Origin of the sequence: Photobacterium piscicola (assembly GCF_046058925.1) — a bacterium.
Classification (GTDB): Bacteria; Pseudomonadota; Gammaproteobacteria; order Enterobacterales; family Vibrionaceae; genus Photobacterium; species Photobacterium piscicola.
This window is the reverse complement of record NZ_CP175535.1, coordinates 560,625-577,217: the sequence shown is the minus strand read 5'-3', so window position 1 is coordinate 577,217 and position 16,593 is coordinate 560,625. Positions and strand designations below refer to the sequence as shown.

Here is a 16,593-nt window from a genome sequence, read left to right as displayed (position 1 = left end):
TATAGAGCTTTACTCATTGACCTACTACTTCTTAACTATAAGATCACCCTTCTTATAGCTTTGCACTGCTACTACGTTTGCAACATAAACGGATAACAATGATTAGAAATGACATTGTGGTTTTATTTAAAACACATTAGGTCTGAGTAACAGACGAATCGAACATTAACGCCAAATTATGATGCTGTAAATATTTTTTTAATCAAAAACGATAATAATTTGTGGATAACCACTGAACAAAACAATAAACAACTGTTTTAAAACAAAAAAATAACCAACAAAAAAATAAATAAAAACACTGAATGTGTTCAAAAAACACACAAAACCACTAATAAAACATATTTCAATTACATTATTATTTCTATTTAACCTAAAATAAAAGAAATTATCATTCTTTGTTGAACAATAAATAGTCTGCATTTTTGAAAGGAATAATTACGATATAAAATGACTAGGTTTCTGATATCAGCACATGTAAAGTATACCAATATACACGATGGTTATAAGGAACCTCGATGAAAGGTATTCTATCAATACAGTCACATGTTGTTTACGGTCACGCTGGTAACAGTTCTGCAGTATTCCCTCTTCAGCGTATGGGCTTTGAAGTTTGGCCATTACACACAGTACAATTTTCTAACCATACTCAATACAAACAAGGTTGGACAGGTAAAGCTTTCCCTGCCTCTGATTTGATTGAACTCGTTAAAGGCATCAACAACATTGATCAGCTTAAAAACTGTGAAGCAGTCCTTACCGGATATCAAGGTAGTGCTGATCAATGTTTAGCCATTATTGATACAGTTAAAACAGTAAAACAACAAAACCCTAATGCTATCTATATCTGTGATCCTGTTATGGGTGATCCTGAAAAAGGATGCATCGTTGCTGACGGCATATCAGAACACCTTATTAATGATGTAATGCCACTGGCAGATGTTATTGTCCCTAACCAATTTGAATTGAGTCAATTTGTTGGAATGACAATCAATACATTGGAAGATGCTGTTAAGGCTTGTCAGCACGCGCTAACACTCGGCCCTAAAATGGTGTTGGTAAAACATCTTCATAGTTTATCTACTGATAAATTTTCGATGATGCTCGCAACAAAAGAGGGCTGCTATCTAGCACAACGTCCACATTTGGCATTTGATAACCAGCCTGTTGGTGTGGGTGATTTAATTTCAGCATTATTTACTGGCGGTTTATTGAAAGGTTGGTCAGCAGAACAAGCCTTTGAGCATGCTCACAATGCTTGTTATGCAGTATTAAAAGAAACCCACCGCCGTGGCGAATGGGAACTGCAAACAATCGCCGCTCAAGATGAAATTGTCGCACCGACTGAAATTTTTCCAATTACAGAAATTAAATAAATAACCAGTCATCAGATTATAAAAAAGCAGCTTATAAACGCTGCTTTTTTGTTTTTATTCTTTTAAATTACAATACATTACCATAATCATCAAATGAACGACGTTTTACAAGTGTCAGTGTCGTCGCAACAGAAAGCACACCGGATACAAATATTGCCACCATGATCACTAACTGGTATTTAACGGCGACCAATGGCATTGCCCCACCTAAAATTTGTCCCGTCATCATACCCGGTAGGCTCACAATACCTAACGTTGCCATTGAAGCTAATTGTGGCGCTAATGCCGCTTTAAAAGCCGTACGAATAAAAGGCTGAGCAGGGTTAGGTGCTCCCATCGTTAAATAATATTGATATTCTTGATGATTCTCTTTCAGTAAACTTCCCCAACGAGACAATGCCAACACATTCGCGGTTAAACTATTACCTAACAACATCCCTGCTATCGGGATCATATATTGTGCTTGCCACCACGGTGAAACTTGAATAACCCCCGCCAAAACCGCAGGTAATGCCACCGATAATGCAATAACTTGCCCACAAATAACGGCGGGGATCATGCGAAATAGGTTTACATCAGAACGTTTACAAATGGTGTAGCTGGCAAACAATGCCATGACGGTTAACCAAACCACGTTAAGGCTAAGACTTTGCCAACCAAATAATGTATGTAAATAAATCCCAACGACGGATAACTGTAAAGTCATCCGTAATACAGACATGATCAGTGTGCGACTTAATCCCAATTGCCAACGCTGAAATAAAAATAATGGAATCAGTAATAATAGGTAAAACCCAGCCATAGCTGACCAATGTAAATCGATAGTATGATTAATGGTTGCGGTCATTGGTCTATTCCTGATTCAATATCCATATTGTGTACCTGATCAGCTGTCGCAAGCCATACCGGATCATGAGAAACCGAAATACAGATAACATTTAATGCTTTTACTAATGAAATAATTTTATCTCTCGCCATAGGATCTAATGCTGACGTAGGCTCATCCATTAACCACACCGAACGTTGCATCATCACTGCTCGTGCAATGGCTAATCGTTGCTTTTCACCACCCGATAATAATACGACATCTTTATCAAGCTCAACTATCAGTCCTGCATCAGTTAATGCTTGTAAGCAATCAGATTCCGTGGGTTTTACATGAGGTGATTGCATTGCCTTCATATGCCAAGGCAATAGCAAAACCTCTAAGACAGTATCCGCTCCCATCACTGGTTGTTGTGGCAAGTAGCATATTTGTTGACGCCAAAATGGTAATGACCCACTATCAATACCTTGTTGCTGATAATTAAAAGAGCCATTTTGTGGCGCTTTAAGTCCAGCAATAACTTGCAATAAGCTACTTTTTCCACAGCCAGATGCACCCGATAACGCTAAATGCTGGCCGGGTAATAAATCAACTGTTAATGGGCCTAATTCTGCACTTTCAAAACCGGAACGTAATTGAAAGAAGCGTAAAGCATCACTAGAGATAGCAGTAGATATTGAAGATGAAATTATCATGGCAATTAACACAAATAACGATTGAGAATAATAAGTGTATAAAAACCAAAAAATTACTCAAATGGTTTACGTTAATGATCGCTATGAATCAGATCGATACAGGCAGTATCAATGATATAGATGGGAGAATTACATTTGATGCGTAAAATACAAATAAAAAAATACCGACATAATGTCGGTATTTTCAAAACTTTTAACGTAAGTGCAAATTAAGCAGCTTCAACGTTTGCAGCTTGAGGACCTTTCTGGCCTTGTTCAACGTCAAAAGAAACCTTTTGACCTTCAGCTAAAGTTTTGAAACCTTCGCCTGAGATAGCACGGAAGTGAACAAATACGTCAGCGCCGCCATTGTCTTGAGTGATGAAACCGAAACCTTTCTCTTCGTTAAACCACTTAACGATACCAGTTGATTTAGACATGACTGTCTCCAATATTTTATTAAATAATTCGCAAAATTGCGCAATATAGCCAGAAAAAGAATTATTTATAGTTTATGAGTGGAAAGCTTCATGACACTGGTAAAGCGTTACAAAGAAAGTTTTCTAAAACATAATGTTACATATAAATAGGTCTGAATTACAGGCCGATGTATATACTAATGAAATAAATTTGATTGTATAGCCTTTTTTTTAATTTTTAACGTTCTACAAACAAAAATTTTATTTTTTAATGCTTATTCGAGATATTATATGCTAAAAAAAGCTGATTATTTGCACTAAAAAGCATCAACACCATGAAAATATTAATATTTAAATTTACCACTTATACTTACATGCCAATAGAACCTCAACAAATAAATATGAACAGTTTTTTACTGACTGTCGTTTACTATTTAAATAATCCACAAAAAAGGCAATATGTAGAAACATATTGCCCATGATTTGATCTTAAATAACGCTTATTTCGTTGCGATACGATCGAGTGTGACTACTGAATACGATAGTGGGACTAATTGACGGCGAGTTTGTCCAACATAATCAATAAAGGCTTGTGCATCGGTATCACAATCAGTGTTTGCCGCTTTACAATCAGGCGCTTTACCTTGATAAATAACTTGATATTTATCACCCTGTTTTTCAATCTTTTTAACCTTGTAACCTACTAATTTTCCATTCACATCAATAAGATCGATACGATTAGAATGTTTATTTTGAGCAGTAAATATCGGAGTCCAGCCATCGTTACCTGTCGCATTATAATTATTAATCACGACATTGTAGGTTTTGTTATCTTGTAATGGTGTCCATACAGGGTGTTTTTCAGTACCCGACATCACATCAACACTGGTTAAATGACCCGCTTTATGTGCCTTGGTTTCATCAAAAGTATAACGAATATGACCGCCGTATGGGTATTTACCCGCATGTGCGCCTTCAGGTAGCGTCGCGGTGATTGTATCTTGTAATAATTGCTTAACCGTTGAACCTTTTAATGACAACACTGATAAGTAATTAGAAAACGGTAACATTTCTAAACGGACATTACCTTCACGGTATTCGCCTTCATTAATATTAGTACGAATACCGCCCGCACCAATTAGTGCAAAATCAACCTTTTTACCTGTTACTTTTTGAACTTGCGGTAAATTAGCCCAATAATACTGGCTTTCTGCAATTAATGGCGCAACGGCTGAACCATGCTTATCCGCTGCACCACTATCTCCAGGGCGACGCTCATGTATAATTTCAGTCGGTACTTGAGCGATGATGCTGCCATAGGCTTTTTCTACAGCAGGTTTGTATTTAGTATCGATTTCATGACGAAGCTGACTATCTTCATTAATAATAACGATGTTCTTTTGCTTAGCGATAAACTGTTCTACTTGTGCCGTTTGTGCCGCAGTAAACTTGTCTTGTGGTTTACGATCTGATTTATGATAAAACACATCGTTACTTAGTAGCGTATTATGCCCAGCGCAGTTGGTTACTTCACCTTGACTGTTAAAGCTAACATTTACCTTACCGATAGCTTCTGCATATTTTCCAGCTTGCACAATACAGGTTGACGCTTTGCCATTTGGATTTTTCACCATTTGTGCATAAGGACCAAAATTACTCCAACCGATATTCGTGAAATCGCCTAATAATGTATGAGAGTGACCACCAACAATTAAATCAATGCCGTTCACATTTTCGGCTAAAGCAATATCCGTTGCATTACCAATATGAGTTAATGCAATAACGTCATTAATCCCTTTAGATTTAAGAAAATCAACCGTTGATTGTGCTATTTTTACTTCACTAAGGAATTTCACATCCCCCGTATGAGGGGCAATATTTGGCATGTCTTGCAAAGATAAACCAAATACAGCAACTAAATTTTTATGCTTTGGTAAGTTATTAATATCTTTTACAACAGTCTTATGATCACCATCAAAGGCAAAAATTTGATAAGGTAAAATATTTGTCTGCCCATTGAAATTAGTATCATGGCTAACATCAACATTTGTTGCAATAATAGGGAAATCTAAACTACTCACAAAACGATTTAATTTTTGATTATTAAGATCAAATTCGTGATTACCTAATGCCATGCCATCTAACCCCATTTGGTCAAGAAGATCAGCATTCATCGCACCTTGGTTTATTTTAAAATACGCACTCCCTTGGAAAGCATCACCTGCATCTAAAAACAACAAACTCTGGTTATTCTTTTGTGCTTGCGCTTTATATTGTTTAACCATTGCTTGTAGGCGAGGATAACCACCAAACTCATTAAAGACTTCAACACCGTTCGCAAAAAAACTAGACTTCACAGGATCAAAATGCGAGTGAGTGTCGTTAATATGAGCAACAGTAAGTGTGAAAGGTTGATGTTGAACGGCAGGTGTTGTAACACATCCAGAAAGAGCTAAAGTGATCGATAGTGCGATAAGTGGCTTACTAAACATACGAAATCCTTACTACGTTGTAATCGTTTGCGCCGCAGCATACTCCACATTAAATTCCTTTTCAGCATTATACGTCAAAATAATATTCTCTAAATTTGAATTTTTATTTTGACTGATATAAAACGGCTTCTTCACTAAGAAACCGTTTCTATAGCAAATTTATTGCAACAATTTACCGTTATACTCACCAGTTAACGTTTTGAGATAAGCCGTAATTTTATCAATCTCATCAGGGCTTAATTTCACACCAACTTGATACAACGCCATATCATTTACCGCTTGCTCTAATGTTTTCGCACTCGCATCATGGAAATAAGGGGCGGTTAATGCAATATTGCGTAAAGTTGGCACTTTGAAGCGATGCATATCGTTGTCATCTTTCGTGACGTTAAAACGACCACTATCAACGTCAGTAATATTACCTCGATCACCAAAGTAGTCATCTTTAAGGCCCATGACTTCAAATGATAAGCCCCCCATCGCCTGACCACTATGGCATGTTTGGCACTTATTCTGTTTAAACAGCGCATAACCTTGTTGTTCTTTTGTTGTTAGCGCGGTTTTGTCCCCTTTTAGATATTTATCAAACCGACTATTTGGTGTAACTAAGGTTTTCTCAAACTCAGCAATAGCATTAGTAATACTGTATTCACTGATCCCTTTTTGTGGGTAAATAGCATCAAATTGTGCTTTAAGTGCGGAATCTTGATCTAATTTGTTAATAATATTCGCCCACGACCCGGCTCCCATCTCAATCGGATTCATCGGCGGCCCTCCCGCTTGAGCTTGTAAATCATTTGCACGACCATCCCAGAATTGATGAATATTAAACACAGAGTTAAATACTGTCGGGGCGTTAATCGGTCCTTTTGATCCATTAATTCCCGTTGAGGTTTTTAGGTTATCAACCCCGCCAGTTGTCAGACTATGACAAGTTGAACACGCAACAGTATTATCACCAGATAAACGGGTGTCATGATAAAGCACTTTACCTAATTGTACTTTCGCCTGATTCACTTTAAATGTGGCAGAAATAGGCTGCACAGCATCATTTTGATACTCACTGCTCACGAGAGGATCTGAATAATATTGGCGACGTTCTTGCTTAACCCAGTCTAATAAAGTATTGGTTTCTTGCTGTGATAAATCTGAACGCCAATGCATTAATAAAAATTGTTTAGGTGGCATCGCATGATCATTTAACACTGACTCAAGCTTGGCTAATTCAACCTGAGAAACAGGGGTATTATGCTGTACTTGCTCCATAAGCATCGAAATATTGAACTGACGTAAAGCATGATCAATATCACGTTGCATCAACTGTTTAGCCCCTGGAACATTGGCATAAAATGGCATTTCACTATTTTTTGTATGGCAGTACTGACAACCATTTTGGTTAAAGATATTAAAAGCTTGCTGTGAAAGAGGATCAGCTTTAACCAAATTTGTTTGAGATAAGTATTTTTTATGCAGTGTTTCATCACCTTGATCAACGGCATATACCGTTGCTAAATAACCGACGATACCCGCACTGATCGCACTCGCAATATATGATGACTTTTTCATGAAGATTCCCTATAAAGATATTTTGAGAGAAAATAATAGCTTCTAAGGAAGAGTTCAAAACGAAAAAAACGGATGCTTTAATTGAGGAATTCGATTAAACATTATTTTATACCAAAATTTAAAATATATCCTTTTAATATCATAAAGATAATAATCACCATTAATAATTAACAAATAAAGCAGCTAAATTTAACTTATGGTTTTATTGTTTTAGATCAATTACTGAAATATTCATTATTTACTGTTTAGTGCTATTTATTTTTAAATATCATCACCAATAAAACATCCATTTTTTTACTGTTTAAATAACAATTTATTAAACAGTAAAATAAAAGAGCAATGACAATAATATCAATGCTCTTTTTTCAAGATAAATACTTATTTTGTTATTTTAAGATCTGTTTTAGGGATACAACAACACGCTAATATTTTACCTTGCTGCCTTTCTTGCGGTAATAACGCAGGGACATCAGGCTGTTCAACCTGCCCCGAAGTTAAAGTTACTTTACACGCGCCACAAAAACCAGCACGACAGCTATAATTAATTTCAACACCCGCTGTCTCTGCTTGTTCTAATAACGTTTGCTGATTATTACCCCTAAAAATATGACCATCAATATTAAGCTTTACAGCTTGTTTTGGTGTTGATGATCCACCTAAAGGACCAAAAGCTTCTTGATGATAACGCGCAGGAGATACGCCCATTTTCAATAATAACTTTTTAGCCGTATCCATAAAGGCATTGGGGCCACACACAAACACTTGGCGCTGATCTAAATCGCTGATCATGGCTAAATGACTCAGACTTAGTCGCCCTGACTCACCTTGCCAATCTCGGCGTGGCTGACTAAGCACAATCCGTAAATCAAGTGATGTGTGCATCTTTTCAAGTTGATGTAATTCTTGTAGCGAGGGAATATCCGCTTCAGTGCTGCATTGATGATAAAACACAACATCACGAATATTATCGTTATCAGATAAATACCGCAGCATAGATAACATCGGCGTAATACCACTTCCCGCAGACAATAATAATAACTTATCAGTATGAATCCCTAAGTGGAAATCACCACCTGGTTTATCAGCAGCAAGTACATCCCCCACTTGAAAATGCTGATGTAACCAATTAGATATTCGGCCATCATCAATTCGTTTTACTGAAATAGCATAACGCCCAGGGCGAGACGGACTGGAAGATAACGTATAGTAGCGAGTAATAAACTCACCATTAATCTCAAGTTGTAACGGCAAATGCTGCCCTGGTAAATAAGGCGGTAACGGTAATTGCTGATGAGACTCAAACCAAAACGTTGTAAAATCAGCGGCAATGTCTTCTCGTTCAACGCAAGTAAGTAATAACTTAGTTTCAGCATTATCAACATAAACTTGTTTGGGTTGCGTTTCTAAAACTTCAATGACATCCCCTGCGCGAATCATACCTTCATTTAAAGCCACTAAATTTTGTCCAAAAAAGACATCTCCTGCCGCATCAGCGCGAAACGTCGCCATGGTTTTTAATGGTTCTTTTAGCGCATTAAACTCGCCAGTTAGTGGATCTACAGTTGTTAGAATACACCGCGCACAAGGTTTAACAATTTCAAACTCAACCTCACCAATGCGGATCCGTTTCCATTCATCTTCAGCAAAGGCATCAGTATTAGACACCACTAAATTAGTTCTAAACTGCGCCATGGTGTGATGGTCACGACTACGTTCATTTAACGCAGCCAATGAGGCCTCACTGATGACCAATAATGGATAGCCATCGGCAAAACTAACATTATGACCAATTTTTGAGCGTACTCGATTAGATTGTTGACCACAAAAAAGTAACTGCACCGAATGACCAATAATATCGCTGAACCATTGATTCGCGATCATCGTTGTTGTGTAAGCACTAAAATTATCATTCCACACGGTTGCAGATGCATCAACCATTGCAAAATCAGCATACTGTAAAACTAAATCGGTTTTATTTGGGTATTGCAGCACTAATCCTGTCATCGTTAGTGTTGCAGTGATTTTTACCATTTGTGGATATTTACGGGCAGTGATCATCGCACCTTCGTCACTCGCTACCATAAAACGACGATCAAAGGCTAACCCTTGCTTTTCTACCCAAGCGTGAGATTGTGTTAATGCTGCTGTCGATTTTACTGGATAAACATGTATCTGTGATAATGTCGGTACGACTAAGGATTGGCTCACGGGAATCTCCATATATAAAAACAATATTAACAAAACCTAGAGTAATTATTTAATATTCACAGACAAATAGACACCCTTATCATTATTAATGAATAATTATTTTTCGTTATGATAGTAATTTATTACGTATACAATTTTACAGCTTATGCTAAATTTATAAAAATTCCGTTTGTATTATTCATACTATCAATATTGTTATTTGGAGACGCTATGCCCCTTTTACGTTCTTTTTGGCGTTATATTACCCACTACTTTCCTAACGTTGGTTTGCGTCATCTGCATACCACGCTTGCTGGATTAATTATTCTTCAAATATTAAACAGTAATTTAGTACATATGACGCATGCTGGTGCCGTAAAAGTAGGCATGTCTAATACTATTTTCTTGTGGGTGCATATTATTCTTGGCTCATTAACCGTACTTGCTACCATTGGTATGATTATTTTCATGCTAACTAAACAATCATTTAGACAATTTTTCCCGTATCTTTTCGGTGATAATGCTGTTTTAAAAGATGATATAAAGCAGATAATAAAAGGAAAGTTACCTGAACCTCGAGAAAAAGGCTTAGGTAATATTATTCAAGGTTTAGGTATTGGTGCATTAATCTTAATTGAAACGGCGGCATTAGTTTGGCTAGTGTTATGGCTAAACCACTCTCCTTATGCCAACGAAGCACGTGAAATACATAAATCATTAACAGGGCTAATTGAAGCTTATTTAATTGGTCATGGCGGCATGGCACTACTGCATTTCTTTGTGGAACGTAAACGCTTTAGTTAATGTTTAGAAGAAAGAAATAAAAAAGACAATAAAAAACGCAGAGCTTCTAGCTCTGCGTTTTTATTTAAGGTTTATTTGGCTTTTACCGCCCAACCACAGGGTTGAGGATATATTCGTTTAATTATTTTTTTATTCTGTTTTTTAAGCAAAATATGACAAGTTTCGATAATTAAACCAAAGGCCATCGCAAAATACACATATCCTTTGTTCAAGTGAATAGCAAAACCTTCCGCCATTAACATACCGCCAAGCATAACCAAGAACAGCAGTGCTAATGTTTTTAATCCCGGATAGCGCATCACATAATCGTTAATTTTCTCAGCACATAGCACCATAATAACTGCTGACGCTAAAATAGCGGCAACCATCAGTGGAACTTCACTGGTTAAACCCACCGCAGTGATCACAGAGTCCATTGAGAAAACCGCATCAACCGCGACAATCTGCAATAACACTAATGCTATACCGGCTCTGACTGTGCTTGCTTGTTGCTGGTGAGCATGACTAAAGCACATCCACAATTCTTTTAAGCTTTTCGCTAATAAGAAAGCACCGCCACCAATCATGATTAAATCACGTCCAGAAAAATCATAATTCAGCACATTGACTAATGGTTGGGTTAACGACATTACCCAGCTAATAGAGAACACTAAACCAATACGCGCAGCAACAGCTAATGCAATACCAAGATTACGGGCCATTTTACGTTGATGTACAGGTAGACGTTCACAAAGTACAGAGATGAATACGATATTATCGACACCTAAAACCACTTCAAGTGCAAATAGGGTCGCAAAGATCATTAACGCTTCAGGTTGAAGGAATAACTCTAGCATTGAACAAACTCCATAGAAAAGGAGTTAGGAATTAAAGAACAACTCGAGGGGTCGTCCATATGTGTTTTGATACCTCAATAAAGAATGAAGCTATATTTGAGCAGTAAATACAGTAAATGAAAACCTCTCAAATGTAACCAAATGTAATGGGTTTTGTTTATAAAACCCGCCTTAGTATGTGACACTTATTGATGATGAGTTAATATTAAAAATGTTCACTAAGTGTATAAAATTAATAAATATGCCTACCCGTTCACTTTTGCCTTATATGCAAAAGTCTTTTAGTTTCATCGTTATTGCATAATAAACATCAAAGGTTCATATTATACACATCTTATTAATTTAATAAAAATATCCACCTAAAAGTAATGTAAAGGATTATTTATGGAAGTTACATTTTTAGGATATATAGCGTCAGCATTCATTATATTATCGTTATTGATGAAGAATATAAAATTACTCAGATATGTAAATTTATTAGGCTGTAGCTTATACGCTATATACGGTTTAATCATACAATCATGGCCTGTATTTGCTATGAACTTCATCTGTGTAGGTATTAATTTATATAGAATATATACATTAAAATATGAGAATAAAAAACTGAATAAGGAGAACTACTTATGATTTTAATTACAGGTGCGACTGGTCATCTTGGTCAATTAGTCATCAAAGAGTTGCTAAATAACAAAGCTGAGTTTGTTGCTGGTGTTCGTAATATTAATCAATACAATGGCCATCATTGTAATCTAGAATATATTGACTATGACAACCTCAGCGTAATGAAAAACGCATTTAAAAATATTGATACTATCATCTTTATTTCAGGTAACGCTGAAACCGAGCATAGAATACAACAACATCGAAATTTAATTGATGCGGCCAAACAAGAAAACATTAAACATATTATCTATTTAAGTTTTATTACTGTTACTGATCCTCATTCCAAATTTTCATTTACACGCCAACATATTGATACAGAGAGCTATTTAAAAGCATCAGGTATAAGCCATACTATTGTACGTAGTTGTTGGTATATGGAAAACATTAAAACAGAAATAATCAATGCATTGGACAATCAAGTTTTTATTGATAACTCAAACACAGGTAAAATAAGTTTTATTTCTCGACAAGATGTTGCAAAAGGCTTAGCTCAAATTGCTATTAATGTAAATCTACAAGATAGAATCTACACCTTTACTGGCTCCGCTGCGTATTCTATGCAGAATATTGTAGATTTAATGAATGCCAATTGTCATAAACAAATCAAATATACACTTTATTCTGATAACGATTATAAAAAACGCTTAATTGATGCCAAATTACCCGAATTCTTAGCTGAAGCGATCACATTAAACCGTGTTGATATTGATAATGGTGATTATGCATTTATCTGCCAAGATGTTAATTTTATTAATAAAAAATCACCATTAGATATAAGCGACTATATTTTTTCTATTTGTTGCACACATTAAAAACATAACAATAATTACTAACAAAAACAGCTACCACTTATCACTTGAAAATTGAGGAGGTTTTAATATAAATCTCCTCAATTTTTTTGTTGTCCTTAAATAATTATTGGTTATTTTTAATATTTAAATAATGATAAGTATCCAATCCCTTTATTGTTTCTGGTCTCGCACAACATCGGGCAACCCAATCAGTAATATTTGAATAAATACTCATATCAATGACGTCTTCAATATTATAGAAATTAATGATCCAAATAATCCACGGAAACATTGCAATATCTGCTATAGAATATTTATTATCAACAAGAAATAATTTATTATTAAGTTCACTATTTATATAATTAAGAACAATAATAGTTTCTTTTAAATATCGTTCACGTGGATAAGGATCAATAATTTTATCATTATGATAAGTAGAAAAATGCCCATAAGCACCAAAAACAGTGCCTTCTGTACTTGCTTGATAAAAAAGCCACTCTATTGTTTTTGTTCTACTTATTATATCGTTAGAAATAAAATCATTATACTTATCAGCCAAATACAATAAAATTGAACACGATTCTGCAATAACATTCGATTCTCCATTAGGATATTCTTTATCTATTAATACCGGTATTTTATGTCGGGGATTTACAGCTGAAAACGCAGCCGAAAATTGTTCGTTTTTAGTAATATCTATATTAACCAAAGTATAATCTAGTTTTAACTCTTCAAGTAAAATAGGTATTTTTATCCCATTAGGAGAGCCAATTGTATAAAGTGTAAGATTTGTCATTAATTCACCTGTTTTTATAATCATACAGTAATTTAATTAAATTTTTCTTGTATAATCATATTTTAATTTTAAAAGTATTATCATAGTAATAAATTATGATAGTATTTTGTCATTATTCAATTTCTTTAAGGATTAAGTTATGGAACTCGATAAACTCCTGATTAATATACGTCAATGTGAAATTTGCAAAGGTAAATTGCCTTATCCGCCAAACCCATTATTACAAGTTGGTTATAAAGCTAAGATATTAATATTAGGACAAGCCCCCGGAGAAAAAGCACATTTTAAAAATACATTATTTGATGACATGAGTGGAGAAAGATTACGCTCATGGTTAGGGGTCAATAATGACGATTTTTATGATAAAAACATCTTTAATATTATTCCTATCGGGTTCTGTTATCCGGGAGTTATTATCGTGGACGGTAAGCGAAAAGGTGACAAGCCTCCCCGCCCAGAATGCAGAGCAACATGGCATCCGGTTTTATTACCAAAATTAAATAATGTTGAACTGGTTATTTTATTAGGTAAATATGCGATAGATTATTATTTAGGAAAGAAAACGGCGGTTACTACCGAAGTATTCAATCAAAAAAACCGTGATAATAATATTTTTGTCATTCCTCATCCTAGCCCAAGAAACAATATTTGGCTTTCTAAAAATCCCGCATTTGAATCCACTATCCTGCCAATTTTAAAGCAAAAAATAGCAACAATTATTGATCACCACCAATAAAAAACACATCTTTAATATTGTAAAATATGAGTACAATCATTTTTGCTATCATTTATTTTTATTCCATTTAAGTTTATATAGTAAACATGCTAAAAAAAGAGGTATTAAATTATAATACCTCTCGATAATAACTATTGAAATATCACTTTAAATCAAAACATTATCTTACATCGGCAACTTTATTTTGAAATATTAACTTAACTAAAAATAGTGCTAATATAATGCCCCCTAGACTAAATAAAAGATCGCCAGGCATTCTAGCCCATACTAAATGTTGAACTAATTCACTGTGTATTACCTCAGGGCTACGCGCATACCAATAACCATGATTAATAACAGCAAAGAATTGCACAATACCGACGGGTAACAACGAAAAGACCAACATCGCACCTAATCCTAAATTCAGTGTCCAGAATACATATTTTAAAAGTTTTTCACTCCACAGTTTTCGCTTACTACTTATACCACGTAAACAAATAAGCATTAAGCCGATACCCAGCATGCCATATACCCCCATGAAAGAACCATGTGCATGAGCTGCTGTCGTATTAAGACCTTGAATATAATAAAGTGAAATCGGTGGATTAATTAAAAAGCCTAAGATCCCTGCCCCCACTAAATTCCAGAACGCAGTGGCAACAAAAAACATAATTGCCCAATGATAGTTGTGTATCCAAGGTGTTGTTTTTAAATAACGATAGCTCTCAACCGCTTCAAATCCGATCAGAGCTAACGGCACAACCTCTAAAGCAGAGAAGATAGCACCCCATGCAACAATGGATGTTGGTGTGCCTGCAAAATAAAGATGGTGCAATGTACCTAATAAACCACCCGTTAAGAAAATGATAGTGGTAAAGACCACAGCACTATTTGCAGTTTTCGCTCTAACTAAACCAAGACGTACAAACATAAGTGCAATCACAGATGTAGCAAAGGTCTCAAAGAACCCTTCAACCCATAGGTGAACCACCCACCAACGCCAATACTCAGCCATAGCTAAATTAGTATGTTTACCCTGTAATAGCCCTGCGCCATAAAATAGGCCAATTGCTACACAAGATGAATAGAGTACTAAAATAACCGGACGATCATTGCTGTTTTTAACCAAACTAGGATAAATAGCGGCGGTGACTAACGCTAACCAAACTAACAAACCAATAAATAGCAATATCTGCCATACACGGCCCAGATCAATATACTCCATTCCCTGATGACCAATTAAGAAACTGGTATCTAAATTGAAGTATTGTTGAATAGCGAACCATTCTCCAGCCATCGAACCGAAAACAATAAAGACCAACACAACCCATAACACGTTCACACCTAATCGCTGATATTTAGGCTCATGTTTTGATAGTGATGTCGCAATATAAAGGCCAGTGCCTAGCCATATTGTTGCGATCCAAAAAACAGCCAATTGTGTATGCCACGTTCGAGTTAAAGAATACGGCAATATTTTAGCTAACGGGATACCATAAAAGTCTTGGCCTTCAACAGAATAGTGCGCGGTAATTCCACCTAATACTATTTGTAGTAAAAATAATGCAATCGCCGTAATAAAATATTTACCAACAGCCTTTTGAGACGGTGTAGGCTTGATATTAATTAATGGATCTTGCGATGGAATAGCAGGAAGCGGGTCATGACGTAGCGCTGCTTGATACCACGCAAGGCCACCAATCCCCATTAAAAGTACAACAAGACTTAACACTGACCACACGATATTATCAGAAGTGGGTATATTGCCTATACTAGGATCATACGGCCAATTATTAGTATAACTGTAGTTTTCATTAGGGCGATTTGTTACCGCAGCCCAAGCTCCCCAGAATAAAAAAGCATTAAGTTCTTCACGATGTTCACGCGATGGAATGGTGTTATTTTTCATTGCATAATCTTGGCGAAGCTTATCTAAGCTTTTATCATTACCAAAAAGTTTGATGTTATGAGCAATAACTTCATCAATAGCCAGCCCACGATCGTTCGATATGGTGATCACTTTTGTTGTTGGATTAAAGCTATTCTGCCTAATCTCGTCTCTTATTTGCTGCTGTAAAAACGCTTGCTTAGGATTTGCTAACGTCGCATATAATTGCCCAAACTGTTGTTTCGCTAAGATGTTAAGCCATGCTTGATTCTCACGGTGAAGCCAATCCGCAGTCCAATCGGGAGCCACATATGAGCCATGCCCCCAAACAGATCCTAATTCATGCCCACCCATAGAGCGCCAGACTAACTCACCCTGCTCTATATCTTTTTTAGTGAAAATTACCTTACCTGATGTCGTTACGACTTTTGACGGAATCGGAGGTGCTTCTTGATATATTTCGCTTCCTAAACTTAATAAAACAGCAAAAGAGATAAAACAAATAGCGAATAATACTATTACACTGGCCTTTAATCTGCTCAAAATGGTGTCCTCTAAAATCA

13 protein-coding genes are annotated in these 16,593 nt (G+C 35.8%); 4 read left to right on the top strand and 9 right to left on the bottom strand.

The window, feature by feature from the left end; all coding sequences use genetic code 11:
* Positions 1 to 515 precede the first annotated feature (515 nt).
* Positions 516 to 1,373, top strand: coding sequence for a pyridoxal kinase PdxY (pdxY, locus tag ACJZU6_RS17220; RefSeq protein ID WP_045035465.1), 858 nt, complete (start codon positions 516 to 518; stop codon positions 1,371 to 1,373).
* Positions 1,374 to 1,440: 67 nt separating this feature from the next.
* Here the strand turns inward: pdxY and ACJZU6_RS17215 are convergent, their stop codons facing one another.
* The 6 genes from ACJZU6_RS17215 to ACJZU6_RS17190 all read right to left on the bottom strand — a co-directional run bounded on the left by ACJZU6_RS17215 (position 1,441) and on the right by ACJZU6_RS17190 (position 9,570).
* Entirely contained in the window at positions 1,441 to 2,220 is a 780-nt protein-coding gene (locus ACJZU6_RS17215; RefSeq protein ID WP_327779510.1) for an ABC transporter permease, read from the bottom strand.
* A complete protein-coding gene (locus ACJZU6_RS17210) occupies positions 2,217 to 2,894 on the bottom strand; it encodes an ATP-binding cassette domain-containing protein (protein WP_408901495.1) in 678 nt (225 codons plus the stop codon). Before ACJZU6_RS17210 ends, ACJZU6_RS17215 begins: the two co-directional genes overlap by 4 nt.
* A 209-nt stretch (positions 2,895 to 3,103) precedes the next feature.
* Entirely contained in the window at positions 3,104 to 3,313 is a 210-nt protein-coding gene (locus tag ACJZU6_RS17205) for a cold-shock protein (protein ID WP_080156329.1), read from the bottom strand.
* A 479-nt stretch (positions 3,314 to 3,792) separates the two neighbouring features.
* Positions 3,793 to 5,784, bottom strand: a complete 1,992-nt coding sequence (locus ACJZU6_RS17200; protein ID WP_408901494.1) for a bifunctional metallophosphatase/5'-nucleotidase — start codon at positions 5,782 to 5,784, stop codon at positions 3,793 to 3,795.
* Positions 5,785 to 5,943: 159 nt separating this feature from the next.
* Positions 5,944 to 7,350: a cytochrome-c peroxidase gene (locus ACJZU6_RS17195; RefSeq protein ID WP_408901493.1), complete on the bottom strand. Its 1,407-nt coding sequence runs from the start codon at positions 7,348 to 7,350 to the stop codon at positions 5,944 to 5,946.
* A 378-nt stretch (positions 7,351 to 7,728) separates the two neighbouring features.
* Entirely contained in the window at positions 7,729 to 9,570 is a 1,842-nt protein-coding gene (locus ACJZU6_RS17190; protein WP_408901492.1) for an MOSC N-terminal beta barrel domain-containing protein, read from the bottom strand.
* A 198-nt stretch (positions 9,571 to 9,768) separates the two neighbouring features.
* Between ACJZU6_RS17190 and ACJZU6_RS17185 the strand changes: the two genes are divergently transcribed.
* Positions 9,769 to 10,341, top strand: a complete 573-nt coding sequence (locus tag ACJZU6_RS17185) for a cytochrome b/b6 domain-containing protein (RefSeq protein ID WP_408901491.1) — start codon at positions 9,769 to 9,771, stop codon at positions 10,339 to 10,341.
* Positions 10,342 to 10,412: 71 nt separating this feature from the next.
* Here ACJZU6_RS17185 and ACJZU6_RS17180 read toward each other — a convergent pair whose 3' ends face one another.
* Positions 10,413 to 11,177, bottom strand: a complete 765-nt coding sequence (locus ACJZU6_RS17180) for a TerC family protein (RefSeq protein WP_045035459.1) — start codon at positions 11,175 to 11,177, stop codon at positions 10,413 to 10,415.
* Between the two features lie 623 nt (positions 11,178 to 11,800).
* On the opposite strand from ACJZU6_RS17180, the gene ACJZU6_RS17175 reads away from it, so the two are divergent.
* The gene (locus ACJZU6_RS17175) at positions 11,801 to 12,652 is read left to right on the top strand and encodes an NAD(P)H-binding protein (RefSeq protein ID WP_408901490.1); all 852 of its coding nucleotides are present in this window, start codon (positions 11,801 to 11,803) and stop codon (positions 12,650 to 12,652) included.
* A gap of 103 nt (positions 12,653 to 12,755) precedes the next feature.
* Here the strand turns inward: ACJZU6_RS17175 and ACJZU6_RS17170 are convergent, their stop codons facing one another.
* Positions 12,756 to 13,427 (bottom strand): glutathione S-transferase N-terminal domain-containing protein, encoded by a 672-nt coding sequence (locus tag ACJZU6_RS17170; RefSeq protein ID WP_408901489.1) that lies wholly within the window; start codon positions 13,425 to 13,427, stop codon positions 12,756 to 12,758.
* Between the two features lie 139 nt (positions 13,428 to 13,566).
* On the opposite strand from ACJZU6_RS17170, the gene ACJZU6_RS17165 reads away from it, so the two are divergent.
* Positions 13,567 to 14,163, top strand: coding sequence for a uracil-DNA glycosylase family protein (locus ACJZU6_RS17165; protein WP_045035455.1), 597 nt, complete (start codon positions 13,567 to 13,569; stop codon positions 14,161 to 14,163).
* A 160-nt stretch (positions 14,164 to 14,323) separates the two neighbouring features.
* On the opposite strand, the gene ACJZU6_RS17160 is transcribed toward ACJZU6_RS17165, so the two are convergent.
* Entirely contained in the window at positions 14,324 to 16,573 is a 2,250-nt protein-coding gene (locus tag ACJZU6_RS17160) for a nitric-oxide reductase large subunit (protein WP_080156337.1), read from the bottom strand.
* Between the last annotated feature and the right edge of the window lie 20 nt (positions 16,574 to 16,593).

Excerpts from the sequence above, each read along its gene's own strand:
- ACJZU6_RS17190 (WP_408901492.1), bottom strand. The coding sequence starts at position 9,570 with ATGGAGATTCCCGTGAGCCAATCCTTAGTCGTACCGACATTATCACAG.
- ACJZU6_RS17195 (WP_408901493.1), bottom strand. The coding sequence starts at position 7,350 with ATGAAAAAGTCATCATATATTGCGAGTGCGATCAGTGCGGGTATCGTC.
- ACJZU6_RS17170 (WP_408901489.1), bottom strand. The coding sequence starts at position 13,427 with ATGACAAATCTTACACTTTATACAATTGGCTCTCCTAATGGGATAAAA.
- ACJZU6_RS17165 (WP_045035455.1), top strand. The coding sequence starts at position 13,567 with ATGGAACTCGATAAACTCCTGATTAATATACGTCAATGTGAAATTTGC.
- ACJZU6_RS17215 (WP_327779510.1), bottom strand. The coding sequence starts at position 2,220 with ATGACCGCAACCATTAATCATACTATCGATTTACATTGGTCAGCTATG.
- ACJZU6_RS17185 (WP_408901491.1), top strand. The coding sequence starts at position 9,769 with ATGCCCCTTTTACGTTCTTTTTGGCGTTATATTACCCACTACTTTCCT.
- pdxY (WP_045035465.1), top strand. The coding sequence starts at position 516 with ATGAAAGGTATTCTATCAATACAGTCACATGTTGTTTACGGTCACGCT.
- ACJZU6_RS17180 (WP_045035459.1), bottom strand. The coding sequence starts at position 11,177 with ATGCTAGAGTTATTCCTTCAACCTGAAGCGTTAATGATCTTTGCGACC.
- ACJZU6_RS17175 (WP_408901490.1), top strand. The coding sequence starts at position 11,801 with ATGATTTTAATTACAGGTGCGACTGGTCATCTTGGTCAATTAGTCATC.
- ACJZU6_RS17210 (WP_408901495.1), bottom strand. The coding sequence starts at position 2,894 with ATGATAATTTCATCTTCAATATCTACTGCTATCTCTAGTGATGCTTTA.
- ACJZU6_RS17200 (WP_408901494.1), bottom strand. The coding sequence starts at position 5,784 with ATGTTTAGTAAGCCACTTATCGCACTATCGATCACTTTAGCTCTTTCT.
- ACJZU6_RS17205 (WP_080156329.1), bottom strand. The coding sequence starts at position 3,313 with ATGTCTAAATCAACTGGTATCGTTAAGTGGTTTAACGAAGAGAAAGGT.